The 16,524-nt window shown below is 51.9% G+C and carries 14 protein-coding genes and 1 tRNA gene; 7 read left to right on the forward strand and 8 right to left on the reverse strand.

Going from position 1 to position 16,524, the window contains the following annotated elements; translation table 11 throughout:
- Positions 1–34 precede the first annotated feature (34 nt).
- From LX66_RS05000 to LX66_RS05010, 3 genes are all read right to left on the reverse strand, one after another.
- Positions 35–1,519 (reverse strand): serine hydrolase domain-containing protein, encoded by a 1,485-nt coding sequence (locus LX66_RS05000; protein ID WP_145710783.1) that lies wholly within the window; start codon positions 1,517–1,519, stop codon positions 35–37.
- A gap of 344 nt (positions 1,520–1,863) precedes the next feature.
- Positions 1,864–1,937 (reverse strand) — tRNA-Ile (locus tag LX66_RS05005).
- Between the two features lie 93 nt (positions 1,938–2,030).
- Positions 2,031–3,605 (reverse strand): FG-GAP repeat domain-containing protein, encoded by a 1,575-nt coding sequence (locus tag LX66_RS05010; protein ID WP_158642538.1) that lies wholly within the window; start codon positions 3,603–3,605, stop codon positions 2,031–2,033.
- Positions 3,606–3,666: 61 nt separating this feature from the next.
- Here LX66_RS05010 and LX66_RS05015 point away from each other — a divergent pair, with 61 nt between their 5' ends.
- Positions 3,667–4,290, forward strand: a complete 624-nt coding sequence (locus LX66_RS05015) for an HAD family hydrolase (RefSeq protein WP_145710785.1) — start codon at positions 3,667–3,669, stop codon at positions 4,288–4,290.
- Between the two features lie 6 nt (positions 4,291–4,296).
- Here the strand turns inward: LX66_RS05015 and LX66_RS05020 are convergent, their stop codons facing one another.
- The 3 genes from LX66_RS05020 to LX66_RS05030 all read right to left on the reverse strand — a co-directional run bounded on the left by LX66_RS05020 (position 4,297) and on the right by LX66_RS05030 (position 5,302).
- Complete coding sequence (locus LX66_RS05020) at positions 4,297–4,548, reverse strand: DUF4834 family protein (protein WP_145710786.1); 252 nt, start codon at positions 4,546–4,548, stop codon at positions 4,297–4,299.
- A 69-nt stretch (positions 4,549–4,617) separates the two neighbouring features.
- Positions 4,618–4,971: a TM2 domain-containing protein gene (locus LX66_RS05025; RefSeq protein WP_145710787.1), complete on the reverse strand. Its 354-nt coding sequence runs from the start codon at positions 4,969–4,971 to the stop codon at positions 4,618–4,620.
- Positions 4,972–4,999: 28 nt separating this feature from the next.
- Positions 5,000–5,302 (reverse strand): DUF2752 domain-containing protein, encoded by a 303-nt coding sequence (locus LX66_RS05030; protein WP_145710788.1) that lies wholly within the window; start codon positions 5,300–5,302, stop codon positions 5,000–5,002.
- Positions 5,303–5,480: 178 nt separating this feature from the next.
- Between LX66_RS05030 and LX66_RS05035 the strand changes: the two genes are divergently transcribed.
- The 6 genes from LX66_RS05035 (at position 5,481) to LX66_RS05060 (ending at position 14,848) form a co-directional block, all read left to right on the forward strand.
- Entirely contained in the window at positions 5,481–5,948 is a 468-nt protein-coding gene (locus LX66_RS05035) for a ribosome maturation factor RimP (RefSeq protein ID WP_145710789.1), read from the forward strand.
- Between the two features lie 18 nt (positions 5,949–5,966).
- A complete protein-coding gene (gene nusA, locus LX66_RS05040) occupies positions 5,967–7,214 on the forward strand; it encodes a transcription termination factor NusA (protein ID WP_145710790.1) in 1,248 nt (415 codons plus the stop codon).
- A 133-nt stretch (positions 7,215–7,347) separates the two neighbouring features.
- A complete protein-coding gene (gene infB, locus LX66_RS05045) occupies positions 7,348–10,581 on the forward strand; it encodes a translation initiation factor IF-2 (RefSeq protein WP_145710791.1) in 3,234 nt (1,077 codons plus the stop codon).
- Positions 10,582–10,762: 181 nt separating this feature from the next.
- Positions 10,763–12,145 (forward strand): peptidylprolyl isomerase, encoded by a 1,383-nt coding sequence (locus LX66_RS05050; protein ID WP_158642539.1) that lies wholly within the window; start codon positions 10,763–10,765, stop codon positions 12,143–12,145.
- 281 nt (positions 12,146–12,426) lie between these two features.
- Positions 12,427–14,154, forward strand: coding sequence for an amidophosphoribosyltransferase (locus tag LX66_RS05055; RefSeq protein ID WP_244620294.1), 1,728 nt, complete (start codon positions 12,427–12,429; stop codon positions 14,152–14,154).
- 193 nt (positions 14,155–14,347) lie between these two features.
- Positions 14,348–14,848 (forward strand): SixA phosphatase family protein, encoded by a 501-nt coding sequence (locus tag LX66_RS05060; RefSeq protein ID WP_145710794.1) that lies wholly within the window; start codon positions 14,348–14,350, stop codon positions 14,846–14,848.
- A gap of 165 nt (positions 14,849–15,013) precedes the next feature.
- Here the strand turns inward: LX66_RS05060 and proC are convergent, their stop codons facing one another.
- The gene (gene proC, locus LX66_RS05065) at positions 15,014–15,814 is read right to left on the reverse strand and encodes a pyrroline-5-carboxylate reductase (protein ID WP_145710795.1); all 801 of its coding nucleotides are present in this window, start codon (positions 15,812–15,814) and stop codon (positions 15,014–15,016) included.
- 135 nt (positions 15,815–15,949) lie between these two features.
- Positions 15,950–16,519, reverse strand: coding sequence for an NUMOD4 domain-containing protein (locus LX66_RS05070; RefSeq protein ID WP_145710796.1), 570 nt, complete (start codon positions 16,517–16,519; stop codon positions 15,950–15,952).
- Positions 16,520–16,524: the final 5 nt, after the last annotated feature.

Genomic DNA, 16,524 nt, shown 5'->3' on the forward strand with positions numbered 1-16,524 from the left:
AAGGACGGGGCCGGGCGCCAGCACGGATCCTGCTTTACCTGCCAATAGCTCTCAGCACCTTCCGGGCATTCTCATTCTCTTTGTTCAATTCAAGGGAGCGACGGTACATTTGAATGGCTTCTTCCTTTTTGCCGTTCTTTAAAAGGATCTCCCCATAGCTGTCATATACATTCCAGCTTAGCGGGAACAGCCGTACATTGGTTTTAAACACCTCCCTGGCCAGGCTGTCTATATTGTTCCTCATAAATTCATAGCCTAATGAATTGAGTTCGTCTTCATCCAAATTATAAGTAATCGTATCCTTTTCTATTTGTGTCAGCTTTTCATTGCCTGCGACAATGCCATTTTCTGCCAGTGTCCTTCCATAGTGCCTGGCCCCGCTTTTGCGGGGTTGTGGAACTGTGGACCCATTTAATATTTTAAGTGCATTTTCCGCAATGCCGCCTACCTCACGGGCTGTATTGTCAAACAGAATAATGACCTGGAACTTACTAATATTTCTCAGCAACATGGAGTTAAGACCAGGGAGCCCTCCGGGGTGCATGACGATTTTACCCAGGGAGGTATCTTCCCAAATCATCCATCCCAGGCCGTATCGCTGCGGGTTTATCTTTCCATTGGCCAGCTTTACGGGCAAGAATGCTTCCTTCAGCATCGCCTCTCCCACTAAATGACCGTTGTACAGAGCCTGGTCGTAATGAAACAAGTCCCTCGCCGTACTGATCATGTCTCCTGAGCCAGCAAAGTTATAATTATGATTGCCTTTGTAGAACTCGGCCACCGTATCGGGCTTTTCTATAGATGTAGACCAGGTGTGCCTGTACCTGTACATCTCGCAGAGGTCCTTATCTTTCCTGCTTAAAAATTCAGACAGCGAAGTATGAGGCATGTGGGCCGGTTGAAAAATATATTTTTCAAGATATTTCCCGAACTTCAACCCCGACACTTTTTCTACTACAAGGGCCAGTAGATCAAAATTAACGTTATTATACTCATAGTCTTCCCCGGGGGCAAAAGACAGGGGCACTTTACCGGCTACCGCGGCCGGAACAATGTCTTTATTCCTGAGAACGGAATCCGGGTGCTCTGAAAGCACGGAAAGGAACAGTTCTTCCCGATCAGGCATGCCCGAAGTATGGGACAGCAAATGTCTGATCGTGACTGTGGGGTAAGGGAAGTCCGGCAGATATTTATGAACGGGGTCTGCGATCCGCAGTTTCCCTCTATCTGCCAATTGCAGGATGGCCGTAGCGGTAAGCGTTTTCGAAATGGAAGCCACAGGAAAGGAAGTGGAGGCGGTATTGGGTCTGCGGGTGGAGAAATCGGCATATCCAAAAGATCGTTCGTACAATACCTTCCCTTTTTCTGCTATTAGCACATTTCCGTTAAATTGTTCTGTTGAAAATAGCGCTGAAAAGTAACGATCTAATTCCTGTACCTTTTGCTGCGCCATATTCGGTGTTACGACCGCAACAGTCCAAAAAAGTGCACATATGCTTCGTTTGATAAATTGCGTCATATGATCTGCATGTTTGTTGGAGAAGGGTTAAATATAGGAAGATATGCGTAAAGCACATTACACTTGTAAGCCCCAAATAAACCTCCTGGCGAACAAATGCGACAATTCAACATCATTGGTAGAAATATAAAGCGGGAGGATTTCCTGACCTTTTTAATAAATCCACAACTCATTCAAAAGATTATTCCTTTTCTTGAACGGTTTGCAAACCCACCTGGGCTTGTCGAACATTTTTGAAGAGTTTTAAAGACAACCTCTATAGGAAATCCTCGAAATCAGCCGCAGAAGCCACTTTTCCCCAAAATAAAAAAGGACAAGAGCTAAGTAACTCTTGTCCTCATCTGTGGTCCCACCAGGGCTTGAACCTGGGACCCCCTGATTATGAGTCAGGTGCTCTAACCAACTGAGCTATAGGACCCGTCCACATAGGACAAATATATCTGCTTTTTTGGGTGTCCCTTTTCAGGGGAGGGCAAAATTAATTATTTTTTATTCAATTAGCCACAAATTTTTATGGCTTTTTCCGGAACCTATGGGTATTGTTTTCCAACACGATAAACGGCGGGGCATTTCGCCAGTGGGTGCCCAGCCCCGGAAAATTTACCGGTGCCTGCGAGAAATTGCCCAGCACCACATCCGTATCTCCATCGCCATCCAGGTCGGCAGCGTCCATGCAGATCCAGTGCCCCAGCTTGGCCGCCGGTAAAGTATGCACGGTAAAGTTAAACCCGCCCTGGTTCATAAAATACAGCAGGGCCTCCTGCGGCTGGTTGCCATAGTCCGCAAAAAAGGAAATCGTCAGCAGGTCCTCATCCCCGTCCAGGTCAAAATCCCGGGCTATCGCCTTGTAACAGCCGTTGACGGGATAAAAATACGCCTGTTCAAAACGTTGGTTGCCCAGGTTGCGGTAAATGTATACGCCGTGGTAGGCTTTCAGCACCCGGGAGTCGTCCGCATTGTCCCCGCAGGTGTAGATAATGTCCTCCCGCCCGTCATGGTCTACATCCTGCAAGGCAAAGCTGCTGGAGCCGTATGCCGGCGGGAACTGCAGCACCCGGCGGGGGTTAAAACGGCCTTCGCCGGCATTCTCCAGGTACCAGATGCCTTCATCGCCCTGCCCCATCAGCACCCATATATCAGGCCGGCCATCCTCGTTGCTGTCGTGTATAAATGCTTTGATGGCGCCGGGTTGTGGCAGCAGCAGGTGTTCCTGTATGGCTTTTCGCCCGGCGGTATCCAGCTCCAGCCAGGCCAGGTAACCCCTGTTAAAGCCAAAACCGCATACCAGCAGGTCGGTACGGCCATCCCCGTTAAGGTCTGCAGGCAGCGACTGCACGGGCCGGGGCAACCGGTCCCGCAGCAACTCCGGCAATAGCTCCAGGGTATCCTGCTGTTCCAGCACCTGTATGCTGCCCCTTAACGCATCAGAAGGATAAAGGGTGCCCAGGCAGGTAATATAGCCCCTGCTGCCGCTTGCTGCGGCAGGTAGCGCTACATCGGCCACTACACTGGCTGTGCGCCAACGCTGTACAGGCTGCAGCCGGCTATTGTACCGGTATAAAAAGCTGTCCTGCGCATTGGCCATCCAAATGTCCCGGCGCAGGGTGTCTATACATACAAAGCTGGTGAGCGGGGCGGGCGCCTGCCTTTGCCAGGCCGGCTCCCGGATGGTGAACAGCGCCATGGCCTGGCTGCTCACCGGCTGCGACCGCCGTTGCGGCAATGGACGCCAGGGCGCAACCGTGGTATAATATGCAACGATCCGGTCCCAGTCACCCGGGGCAATGAGGTTGGCCACCGCCCCCGGGGTATCCGCCAGTACCGGCGCCCGGTAGTAGCTGCCATGATAGTTTTTTATCCCCAGCCGGGCGCCCATTACCGGCAGTACATCCTCTTCCCAGGTGGTTTTGTCCAATAGGGCCGGACCGGGAAAAGCATGGCAGGACGCGCAGTACCGGCGGGCCAGCAGGCTGCCTTCCTTTACCCGGTTTATCCGGGCCAGGTCTTCATTACAGGCGGCCGCCGCCAGCAATAGCAACAGGTAGCAATAAGGTGTAAATAAACGGGTGCGGTCAGGTAATTGCATAACGTGCTGTACATTTCTAAAATACAGTATTAATTTGCAGCCACAAATATTTTTGAACGGCATGCAAGGTATCAGGCACATTATTTTCGACCTGGGCGGGGTGATCCTCAATATCGATTACCAGCGTACTTACCAGGCTTTTGAAACGCTGGGCGTAAGGGACTTTACCAGCTTATACAACCAGTTTCGCGGCTCCCGCTTGTTTGACGACCTGGAAACAGGGCGGGTGGAGCCGGCAGGCTTCCTGCAGGCCATGCGGCAGCATGTAGGCCCTGCCGTAACAAACGAACAGATCATTGATGCCTGGAATGCCATGCTGCTGGATTTTCCCCTGCAAAGGCTGCAGTTGTTACAACAGTTGCAGCAGCACTATGACACGTTCCTGCTAAGCAATACCAACGCTATACACCTGGAAAAATTCAACCGGATGCTGTTGGAAAGCCGGGGGCTGCCCTCCCTGGACACCCTTTTTAACAAGGCATACTATTCCCATCTTATCGGGTACCGTAAACCGGAAAAGGAAGCTTACCAGGTGATATTGGACGAGCACAGGCTGAATCCCGCAGCTACATTATTTATTGACGATACGCTGCCCAACATTGAAGGCGCCCAAGCGGTCGGGTTACAAACCATTCATCTGCAGGCGCCCAAAACAATTATGGATATATTTAAACCAGCCGCGTAGCGTTAGCTATTTCACTTCTTCAAAATCTATGTAATCTCCTTTATCGGCGGGACGTTGTTGGCGGGAAGCATGGGCCTGCTGCTGGGCAGCCTGTTGTTGTTGCTGCTGCTGTTGCTGGAACTGCTGGCGCATACGCTCCTGTATATCGCCCATCTGCCGTCTTACTTGCTTGGTGGACTGGTACACAGGTATGATAAAATCAAATACCACTTTATAGAACAGCCATAAAAGGAAAATGGTAAGGAGTATCTTGATCATAGGACAAAGGTAGCAGAATATCCGCTACCGGTCCAGAAAAATACGCCCACTTTAAGGTTTCTTTAACGCTCACTGTAACCCCAGTATAGTAGCGCTCTCCATCGCGGCCTTTTTGTTGGTTTCCCAGGCCAGCTTGTGATAGTTGATGGCGTCCACGATCGTACCTACCAGGCACAGCCCGATGGTAAAGAAGTACAGGATGCCCATGCCTATCTGGCCCATAATGAACCGGTGTATGCCAGCCGGACCTATCAGCCCTATCAGGCAGCAGATGAGGATGGTTTGCGGGTCCTTCCGCCGACCCTGGTATACCGCCAGGAATTTCTGTTTTTCATCCGGCGCGCAGTTTTTGGTCAGTTCCTGCAGCCACAGCAGCTCTTCCTGCTGCACACCGGGTAAATAGGCAAAAGAGAGATCGTTCATAAGGGGATTGTTTTTTTAAATGATGAAATTATTTCACGTGAAATAGCTGAATTTGTTGCCTGGCCAACTGCAGGATCCGGTACAGCAGTACCCCCAACGCAAATGCGCCCAACGGATGGGCTTGCCAGGATGCCGCCCACTGGCCGTGCAGCAGGTAGTGAATGGCATGTCCCAGCCCGCAGCCGGGGCACCAGGAAATTCCCATCCACTTCAACGGGCAAAGGCTCGGCCCGTTGCCGGCAGGGTCCATAAAATATAAAGCCAGCAGTCCCAGCGGCCAGATCAGCAACTCGATATTGAAATGTTTTATATAAAAAACGGTTGTACGCATTCCGTTAACCCAAATGTATTAAAACATTTTTCAATCTGTACTCCCGGGGCTTTTCCATTGCTGTAAATATTTAATACAAGTTAAATAAATAGTTTTTGGATCAAAATAAAATCCTAATTTTGCATTGGAAAATGATTCAAACGAAGGGGACGATACCGGTCCCCTTCTCGTATTTTGTATGGTAAACGAACAAGTGATCGCATCTATCCGGCAGCTCACAGAAGAGCTGCTATCCCTGGACCCGGGTTATTTCCTGGTAGAAGTGAGGATAAAACCCACCAATAATGTGAAAGTCTTTGTGGACGGGGACAAAGGCGTGCCGGTAGAGAAATTGGTGCAATTGAACCGCGCCTTGTATGCACAACTGGAAGCCGCAGGTTTATTTCCTGACAACAACTTTTCGCTGGAAGTTTCTTCGCCCGGCCTGGATGAGCCGCTAAAGCTCCACCGGCAGTACCTGAAGAATATCGGCCGCAAGGTGGAGACAACCCTGCTGGACGGAACTGTGAAGGAAGGCACACTCCTGGCCGTGACCGATACGCAAATCACCCTGGAAGAGACGCTGGGCAAGAAAAAGGATCAAAAAAAACAAACAGATATACTTTTTACTGAAATCAAGCACACCATTGTGTGCATCGTGTTTTAAATATTAATTACCAAAACAATGGCTAGTATTAATCTGATTGAGTCATTCACGGAGTTTAAGGAGGCGGAAAATATTGACCGCCCAACGCTGATGAAGGTATTGGAAGATGTGTTCAAGACACTCCTGCGTAAAAAATATGGCTCTGATGAGAACTTTGACGTTATTGTAAATACTGAGAAAGGCGACCTGGAAATATTGCGCCGCCGCACTATAGTAGCAGATGGAGAAGTGGAGGATGAAAACGCCCAGATCGCCTATTCTGACGCCATTAAAGTAGAACCGGACTACCAGGTAGGGGAAGACCTGTACGAGGAAGTAGAGATCCAGGACTTTGGCCGCAGGGCTATCCTGGCTGCCAAACAAACCCTGTCTGCTCGCATAGGAGACCTGAAAAAGAACATCCTGGTAAAGAAATATGCCGACCGCGTAGGTGAAATTGTGACAGGAGAGGTATACCAGGTATGGAAAAAAGAAGTTTTATTATTGGATGATGAAGGGAATGAATTAATATTGCCTAAATCTGAACAAATTCCGACCGACTATTTCAAAAAAGGAGAGAACGTAAGGGCGGTTGTTAAGAAAGTGGAACTGAAAAACAATGCTCCCCTCATCATTCTCTCCCGTACACATCCTTCCTTCCTGGCTAAATTGCTGGAAATTGAGGTGCCGGAGATCTTTGACGGGCTTATCGTGATCAGGAGGATCGTACGCGAACCGGGCGAAAGAGCCAAGGTAGCCGTAGAATCCTATGATGACCGTATCGATCCCGTAGGCGCCTGCGTAGGTATGAAAGGCAGCCGCATTCACGGTATCGTAAGAGAGCTCCGGAATGAGAACATTGACATCATTAACTATACTGCCAACATCCAGTTGCTTATTCAGCGCGCCTTAACACCCGCTAAGATCAGCCGCCAGGAGGTAGATAATGAGAACAAGTACGCCGCCGTTTACCTGAAACCCGACCAGGTATCCCTGGCCATCGGTAAAAAAGGCGTCAACATAAAGTTGGCCTGCGAATTGACGGGATATGAAATTGACGTGTTCCGCGATGAAGAAATGGAACAGGCGGAATTTGACGTGGACCTGGAAGAATTTGCAGACGAAATTGAAGAATGGATCATCGATGAACTGAAACGCATTGGCTGCGATACGGCGCGCAGCGTGCTGGATCTTACCACGGAAGAACTGGTGCGCCGCTCCGATCTGGAAGAAGAAACCGTAAGAGACGTTAGAAGAATATTACAGGAGGAATTCGACAAGGAATAGCGTACCCCGTCCGGAAACCTTCCCAGGATCAGGGTTCGCTTAGCATGGAATGAATATATTTGCGTTATTTTTAAATGTAAAAAATGGAATCCGCCTCCGGCGGATAAAAGGGGAGGCCCGAGATAATTTTAATATGCCCGAAGTAACAAACAACACACCCAGATTGCTGGCTGCCGCCAAGGAGTTCAATATTGGCAAGGATACACTCATCGAGTTCCTTGGCAATAAGGGCTATTCTACAGACGGCTTTGGCTCGCCCAATGCCCGCCTGACGGCTGAAATGTATGCAGCCCTGCAGTCGGAATTCCAGCAGGACAAGGCTAATAAACGCAAAAGCGACCAGATAGCCCTGCCCAAAGGAAGCGTGTTAGACTCAATGAAGAAAAAGGAGAAGGAAGCGGCAGAAGCAGCAAGCAAGAAGAAAGAAGCGGCCAAAAAAGAAGAACCCGCTCCGGAAGAAGCAACACCGCCCCCGGCTGAAAAACCGAAACAGGAACCGGCACCGGAACCACGGCCCGCTAAAGCGGCCGAACAACCGGAAGTACCGCCTGTAGCAGCGCAAGAGCCGCCTAAAACAGAAGCAGCCGAACAACCGGCTGAAGTAAGGAAACCAGAAACACCCCGACTAAACGGACCTAAAGTGGTGGCAACCATAGATCTGGACGCGCTCCAGGGTAGAAAACCTGCTGTTAAAAAGGAGGAACCCGCGGAGGAAAAAGCCCAGCCCAAACCCCAGCCTTCCGTACAACCGGAAGCCACAGCACCGGAAACCAAAGAGGTGAAGGAAGAAAAACCTGCGCCTCCCGCCCCTGCTGCCGCAAAACCTGAAACAAAGGCCCCGGCCCCGCAGGAAGAAAAACCTGCCGCACCGGAAGCAACGGAAAAACCTGCTGCCCAGCCGCCTGCGCCGCCCAGGGAAGAAAAGCCCACAGCGACCGCAAAGCCTGCGCCGGAAGCCGCACCCGAACCGGTGGCGGCCAAAGGCAACGAACCTGGCGCAACGGAAGAAAAGCCGCAGGCGCCCCAGGATGCCGAGCAGGATGAAAACGGTAACAATGTGATCGAGAACATACAGGCGCAAAAACTGACCGGGCCCAAGGTGATCGGCAAGATCAACCTGCCCGTACAGTCCGACCGGCGCGATAACAAAGGCAACCGGAATGATGAAAAGCGCAAACGCAAGCGTATCATCATCGAAAAGAAACCGGAGCCTATACAACCGAAAGACTTCTCCAAGGACGATAAACGCGATGGGGCCGGCGCACCGGCCACCCGCGGCAACCGCCCCGGCGACAACCGACAGGGAGGCCACCGCGGACAAGGGGGCGGCAACCGCCCGCCCGGACAAGGCCCCAGCCGCCCGCATGCAGCGCCCAACCGTGGGCCCGGCGGACGCGGACCCGGTGGTGGTGGACGCGGAACAGGCCGCGACCGATTTGGACGCGACAAACGCCAGGAGGATAAAGAAATTGATAAGAACGAGATCCAGAACAAGATCAAGGAAACCATGGCCAAGCTGGGTGGCGGTGGACGCGGCAAAGGCACCAAAGCCAAACAGCGCCGCGACAAACGTAACGAGCTGGCGGAACAGATGGCCAACCAAAATGCAGAGGACAACAAGCTGCAGGTAACGGAATTTATTTCCGTGAGCGAGCTGGCCAACCTGATGGACGTAAGCTTTGCAGAAGTGATCTCCAAATGTATGGGCCTGGGCATCATGGTATCCATCAACCAGCGCCTGGACGCAGAGGTGATAGAACTGGTAGCCGGCGAATTTGGCTACGAAGTGGAATTCATTGGCCTGGACGACGTGGAGGAAGTGGAAGAAGAAGAAGAAGAGGATGCAGAAGAGGACCTGGTGCCAAGAGCGCCTATTGTGACCATCATGGGTCACGTAGACCATGGTAAAACATCTTTGCTGGACTATATCCGTAACGCCAACGTGGTAGCCGGTGAGGCAGGGGGCATTACCCAGCACATCGGGGCCTACCAGGTAACTACGGCCAACGGTAAAAAGCTCACCTTCCTGGATACCCCTGGTCACGAAGCCTTTACGGCCATGCGTGCCCGCGGTGCCAAGGTAGCCGACATCGCCGTGATCGTGATTGCAGCGGACGACGCCATCATGCCCCAGACGCGTGAGGCCATCTCCCACTCACAGGCAGCCGGGCTGCCCATGGTGTTTGCCATCAACAAAGTGGACAAGGAAGGCTCCAATCCTGAAAAGATCAAGGAACAGCTGGCACAGATGAACCTGCTGGTGGAAGACTGGGGCGGTAAATACCAGAGCCAGGAAATTTCTGCCAAAAGCGGTCTGAACATCGACGTGCTGCTGGAAAAAATACTGCTGGAAGCAGAACTGCTGGAGCTGAAGGCCAACCCCGGACGCGAAGGCTCCGGCAGCATCATAGAAGCATCCCTGGACAAAGGCCGCGGCTATGTGGCCACCGGCCTGGTACAGAACGGTACCCTGCGCCAGGGAGACACCATCGTGAGCGGCGCCTTCTATGGTAAGATCAAGGCCATGTTCAATGAACGCGGCCAGCGGATCAACGAAGCCGGCCCCTCCGCACCGGTGCAGCTGCTGGGCCTCAACGGCGCCCCGCAGGCGGGTGAGAAGTTCAAGATGTACGCAGACGAGGCGGAAGCCAAGGATGTGGCCAACCGCCGCGCGCAGATCATCCGCGAACAGGGCATCCGCACCAAGAAGCACATTACGCTGGATGAAATTGGCCGCCGCCTGGCGCTGGGCAACTTCAAACAGTTGAATATCATCATCAAAGGTGACTTTGACGGTTCCGTAGAGGCGCTGAGCGACTCCCTGCAGAAACTGTCTACCGAGGAGATAGCCATCAGCGTGGTGCACAAGGCCGTAGGCCAGATCACCGAATCGGACGTACTGCTGGCTACTGCTTCAGACGCCATCATTGTGGGCTTCCAGGTGCGCCCGTCTTCACAGGCCGCCAAGCTGGCAGAGAAAGAGAACATCGAGATACGTACCTACTCCATCATCTACGACGCCATAGACGAGCTGAAGAGCGCCATGGAAGGCATGCTGGAGCCGAAAATAGAGAAGAAGGTAGTGGCCAACGTGGAAGTACGCGAAACCTACCGCTTCGACAAGGTGACCGTAGCCGGCTGCTTTGTGCTGGATGGTAAGCTTACCCGCAATACCAGGGTAAACCTGGTGCGCGAGGGTATCGTGATCTACTCCGGCGAGCTGGGCTCCCTGAAACGCTACAAGGACGACGTGAAAGAAGTAGTGTCCAACATGGAGTGCGGTTTAAGTATCAGGAACTACAACGATCTCAAAGTAGGCGATATAGTGGAAGGATTTGAGGAAGTGGAAGTAAAACGTACACTGTAAAGCCAAAAGCATAAAGCAACGAAGCTGAAAGCCGTAACAACCTGTTGCACAAGCTTTCGGCTTCGTTGCTTTATATATTTTTAGTGTAATAAAGTTTTGTTAAAACCGGCAGGATGCACTACTGCCGCTGGTTTATTGGTTATTTTTGAAACCGCGCATGAAACACACTGCATTCGTTAGTATGAACAAATTTTTGGCATTATCTGCAGGGGTCCTGCTGCTGTGGCAAACAGCTGCGGCGCAGCAAAAAATGGTGGCAGATAAGATTGCGGCCATTGTTGGGGACAAGATCATCCTGAAATCCGATATAGACGGCGAATTAATGAACATGCAGCGTAATACGCCGGATAATACGCTGCCGCCCAATGCCGCCTGCACCATTATGGAGCAGATCATTGCCCAGAAAGTAATGGTGCTGCAGGCAGAACGGGACAGCCTGCCCATCAGCGACGCCGACGTGGACGGCCAGATAGAGAACCGTATCCGTTATTTCGAGGACCTTTACGGCTCCCGGGAAAAAATGAAGGAAGTGACCGGGTACTCCATCTACCAGTTACGCGAGCGTTTCCGCCAACCCATCCGGGAAGGCCTGCTGGCCAAAGCCATGCGCGACAAGATCGTGGACGCCATCAAGGTAACGCCCTCTGAAGTGCAGCGGGAATATGAGAGCATTCCGAAGGACAGCCTCCCGTTCTATGAATCCGAGCTGGAAGTAGGCCAGCTGGTGGTGCTGCCCAAAGCCACCCGGGAAATGGAGCAGTACGCGGTAGACCGCCTGCTGGATTTCCGGAAAAGGGTGGAAAGCAAAGAAGCCGATTTCAGCTCCCTGGCCATCCTCTATTCGGAAGACCCGGGGGTAAAGGAAAATAAAGGTATTTATATCCTGAACCGCAACGATAAAGGCACCTGGGACCCTGACTTCCTGGCGGCCTCTTTCCGCCTGAAAGAAGGAGAGATCTCCTCACCGGTGAAAACCCAGTTCGGGTACCACCTGATACAGTGCCTGAAGCGGCAGGGCGACCATATTACCGTACAGCATATCCTGGTAAAACCCAACATTACCAGCTCCGATATAGCGCTGGCCACCAAAAAGCTGGATACCATCCGCACGGCCATTATGGAGCACCGCTACAACTTTGGCGAAGCAGTGGCCAAGTACAGCGACGCCCAGATGGCAAAATTTGATGGCGGCATGCTGCAGAACAGGATGACAGGCGGCACCTTTATCACAATCGATCAACTGGACGATCCCTCCACCCGCGATATTGTGCTGATGCTGGACACCCTGAAGGCGGGCCAGATATCCGCCCCTGTGCAGTTCACCGACGAGCAGGGCCGTACCGCCGTGCGCCTGGTGTACCTGAAAACACGCACCCAGCCGCACCGGGAGAACCTGCAGGACGACTATGCCCGCGTACAGCAGCGAACCCTGCAGATAAAGCAGGGGGAGGCCGTGAACAAATGGCTGATGGAGAAGATACCTACCTACTATATACACGTGGATGATGAGTACAGGAACTGTGGCCACATCTCCACCTGGCTGGCCAGTACGGCCAAGCAGTAGAAAATTCCAAATCCCAAAATCCAAATCCCAAACGACGGGGATAGTCTCCTGAATTAAAGGGAAATGTCCTTTACTTGTAGCCCTGCATTTTATTTTGGAATTTGGATTTTGGGATTTGGAATTTTTTAGCCGTAACTTTGCGCTTTCAATTTCAAACCGGGATGAGTGAAGCGATAAAGCATGAATGCGGCCTTGCATTCATAAGATTAAGAAAACCATTCTCTTATTATCAACAAAAATACGGGACGGTTTTCTTTGGACTCAATAAGCTGTACCTGCTGATGGAAAAGCAGCATAACCGTGGCCAGGATGGGGCGGGTATAGCCACTGTAAAGCTCAACACGGAACCCGGTGTGCCGTTTATGCAGCGCATGCGCAGCAGCGCACCGCAAGCCATCGGCGATATTTTCGGCAAGATCCGCGACGAGATACAGGAAATTGAAAAATACCAGCCCGAGATCACCAAATACCCGGGCCTCATGAAAGGGCACGTGCGCTTCCTTGGCGAACTGCTGATGGGGCACCTGCGCTACGCCACCCAGGGCAAGAACAATGTAGAGCTCTGCCACCCCTTTGTCCGCTATAATACCATTCCTGCACGCAATCTTACCCTTGCCGGCAACTTTAACCTGGTGAATGCCGACGAGCTGTTCCGGTTTGTGAACGTAGATCCCGGTGAAGTGCACCGCAACAGCGACCTGGCCGCCATGCTGGAAGTAGTGCATCACTTCCTCTGCCAGGAAGACGAGGTGCGCCGCAACGGGCTGGATGTAAAGCATATCCTCCGGCAGGCCTTCTCCATGTTTGACGGGGGCTACCATGTGTGCGGCCTCATCGGCACCGGCGATGCTTTTGTTATGCGCGATGCCCATGGCATACGCCCCTCCTACTACTATATTAACGATGATGTGATCGTAGCCGCCTCCGAAAGGGCCGCCATTCGTACCGCCTTCAATGTGGGCGAGAACGAGGTGCTGGAGCTGATGCCCGGCAATGCCCTCATTGTTAAGAACGACGGGGAGTACAGCATAGAGCAGATACTGGAGCCGCAGGAGCGCAAAGCCTGCAGCTTTGAGCGGATCTACTTTTCCCGCGGCAACGATGAAAAGATCTACAAGGAACGGTCCGGCCTGGGCTACAACCTGTCCGAAACCGTGCTGAAAGCCATTGACAACGACCTGCGCAATACCATCTTCTCCTTTATACCCAATACCGCAGAAGTAGCTTTCTACGGCATGATAAAAGGCATGGAAGACTACCTGAACCGCATTAAGGTGGAACGCATCCTTTCCTGGGGCAAGGACTATGACGAGGCCAGGCTCACCGAAATGGTGAACCGCCGGGTACGTATAGACAAGATCGCCATCAAGGACGTGAAAATGCGCACCTTTATTGCCGAAGATGCCGGCCGTAATGAAATGGTGCAGCACGTATATGACATCACCTACGGCACCGTACGGCCCGGCATTGACACCCTGGCCGTGATAGACGACTCCATTGTGCGCGGCACCACCCTGCGCGAAAGCATTATCAAAATGCTGGACCGCCTGGGACCGAAGCGCATTATCATCATTTCCTCCGCCCCCCAGATCCGCTACCCGGACTGCTATGGCATAGACATGAGCAAAATGGGCGATTTCGTGGCTTTCCAGGCCGCCATTGCCCTGCTGAAGGAACAGGGCAAGGAATACATCCTGCAGGAAGCCTATGGCCTGTGCAAGGAGCTGCAGCGTACCAACACCCTGCATGCGCAGAACGTGGTGCGCAACATCTACAAGCCCTTTACGCCGGAAGAGCTGTCCGCCAAAATAGCCGAGATCATCACCCCCGCAGGGATCAATGCCAAAGTAGACGTGATCTACCAGTCCATTGAGAACCTGCACAAAGCCTGCCCCAATAACCTGGGCGACTGGTACTTTACCGGCAACTATCCTACGCCGGGCGGTAACCGCGTGGTGAACAAGGCTTTTATGAACTACATGGAGGGCAGGAATGAGCGGGGCTATTGATCAAGGGGCCTGCTTCACATATTCCAAGAATAAGTAATATTACTTCCGCAACTACTGCGTGTTAATTTTATTTTAAATCGCGCTGCGGCTGGCTGCCGGATTGCAGTAAGGCTTTAACTTTCTGCTAATACTGAAAATCCGTATTTTCGTTATGGTTATTAATGGTTTTCAGCATATGAAACCTGCATGACAGATGAAAACATTGCTCCTCATCCGCCACGCAAAATCGAGCTGGAACGACCCTGACCAGGATGACTTCGACAGGCCCCTGAACAAACGCGGCAAACAGAATGCTCCTGAAATGGCCGGCCGGCTGATGCACAAGGGAATGGTACCGGAATTGATCATCTCCAGTCCCGCCAAGCGCGCGCGCACTACCGCCAAGATCATGGCCCGGGAGTGGAAGTATCCCAAAGAGGCCATCCTGCTGGAAGAAGAATTGTACCTGTGCTACGCTTCTACCTTCCTGAAAGTGATCACCAAAATTGACGATGATTTTGACGTAGTCGCCATTTTTGCCCACAACCCGGGCATCACCGATTTTGCCAACTACCTGACCGAAGAGATCCGGATAGACAATGTGCCTACCGCCGGCATCTTTGCCGTGGAAGCCGATATTTCCTCCTGGAAAGATTTTGACCGGGGCCACAAGAAGTTCCTCTTTTTTGACTACCCTAAACAGGAGATGGTCTGAAAACTCCAAATCCCAACGGGGAAATCCCAAGTTCCAAATCCCAAATTCCAAACAGCGGAAGTGCGTCAAAAGTAAAATCAGGCTGCATTTAGTTGAAGCATCTGTGTTCCTGTTTGGAATTTGGGATTTGGAACTTGGAATTTGGGATTTGGAGTTTGGAATTTCTTATCCCTTCACGATCTTGTTATAAGAAACGGTGATTCCCTTTATTAGTGAAGAGCTGAAGCCCTGGTGCTCCATTTCATTCAGGCCGGCAATGGTGCAGCCTTTGGGCGTGGTTACCTTGTCTATTTCCTCTTCCGGGTGCCGGTTGCCGCTGATCAGCAGGGCGGCGGCTCCTTTCACGGTTTGTGCGGCAATCAGGTTGGCCGTCTGCACGTCAAAGCCTATTTCAATGCCCCCCTGTATGCTGGCCCGTATAAAGCGCAGCGCATAGGCAATGCCGCAGGCGCCCAGTACGGTGGCCGCGTCCATCAGCTTTTCATCTATGCTTACGGTCACGCCTAGCTGGTCAAACAGCTCCTTGATCCATACCGCCTGTTCCGCCGTAGTGTTCCGGTGGCAGATGCAGGTCATGGACTCCTGTATGGCAATGGCGGTATTGGGCATGGCCCTTACCACCGGCATGCCTTTACCGGCTATCTGCTCCAGCTCGTCCATGCTTACCCCGGTCACTACGCTTACCAGCATCTGCCGGGTGGGGTCAAAAGCGCTTTTGAACTGGCTGAGCACCTCTTTTACGTTATAGGGCTTTAATGCTACAATGATCACGTCTGCCGCGGCAATGGCGCGTGCGTTATCCGTTTCCGCCTGCACGCCCTGCTGCTGCAGGCCGGCTAATGTGGCAAGATTACGTTTGGTGATAATGATATCTGATGCGCTGACAAATCCGCTTTTCAGCACCCCCTGCGCAATCGCTGATCCCAGGTTACCTCCTCCTATGATGGCAATTTTCTTGGCTGACATATCCTCTTTTTGATTTGGACAAAAGTAAAATATAATGCGCGGAAATTAACTAAGGCCATCCGTCCCGCCGTAAAACGGGGCAGTATGGCCTTAGTCAGACAACATCATTTATGATCATTCCTGGAAAGCCAGGCTTTAATCCAGACTTACGTGGCTCCAGTTCTCGCCGCTCTTGATGCGGTACAACTGCATTTCGCTGATGTCGAACTGCTCTGCGATCTGTTTCATGGTGCGCTTGCCGGGCTTGGCCAGCAGGCGTTTGATACTTTTCACCTTGTTTACGTTCAGCTTCAGCCCCTTCAGGCGGTTGCGCTGCTTTTCCTTGTAAGCCAGCTTGGCCGGGCTTTTCTGCTGGTGCTTTTCCATTTCCTCTTTGGTGGCCCAGCGCAGGTTGGACGCTTTGTTGTTCTTTTTATCGTAGTCCAGGTGTATTACGTATTTATAGGAACGTCCCGGGCGCTTGTTGAACAGCTTGGCTACCTCCCGGTGCAGGTACAGCGACTGATAGCTATCTGCCGGTTTTACATTCAGAACAGTGTATCCTTCCACGGTAGAGCCGGATAATAGCTTGCCATCCTCTATCTTCTCGTTGTAACTGACAACCCTCCCCATGTTAGACACGGCATATCGCTTGCGCAAGGCAGATTTGTTTTTGATCTGCAAGTCTTTCCAGACTTCGTTTTTCAGGTTTTTAAATGTGGCCATGTGAA

Origin of the sequence: Chitinophaga japonensis (assembly GCF_007830125.1) — a bacterium.
In the GTDB taxonomy this organism is placed as follows: Bacteria; Bacteroidota; Bacteroidia; order Chitinophagales; family Chitinophagaceae; genus Chitinophaga; species Chitinophaga japonensis.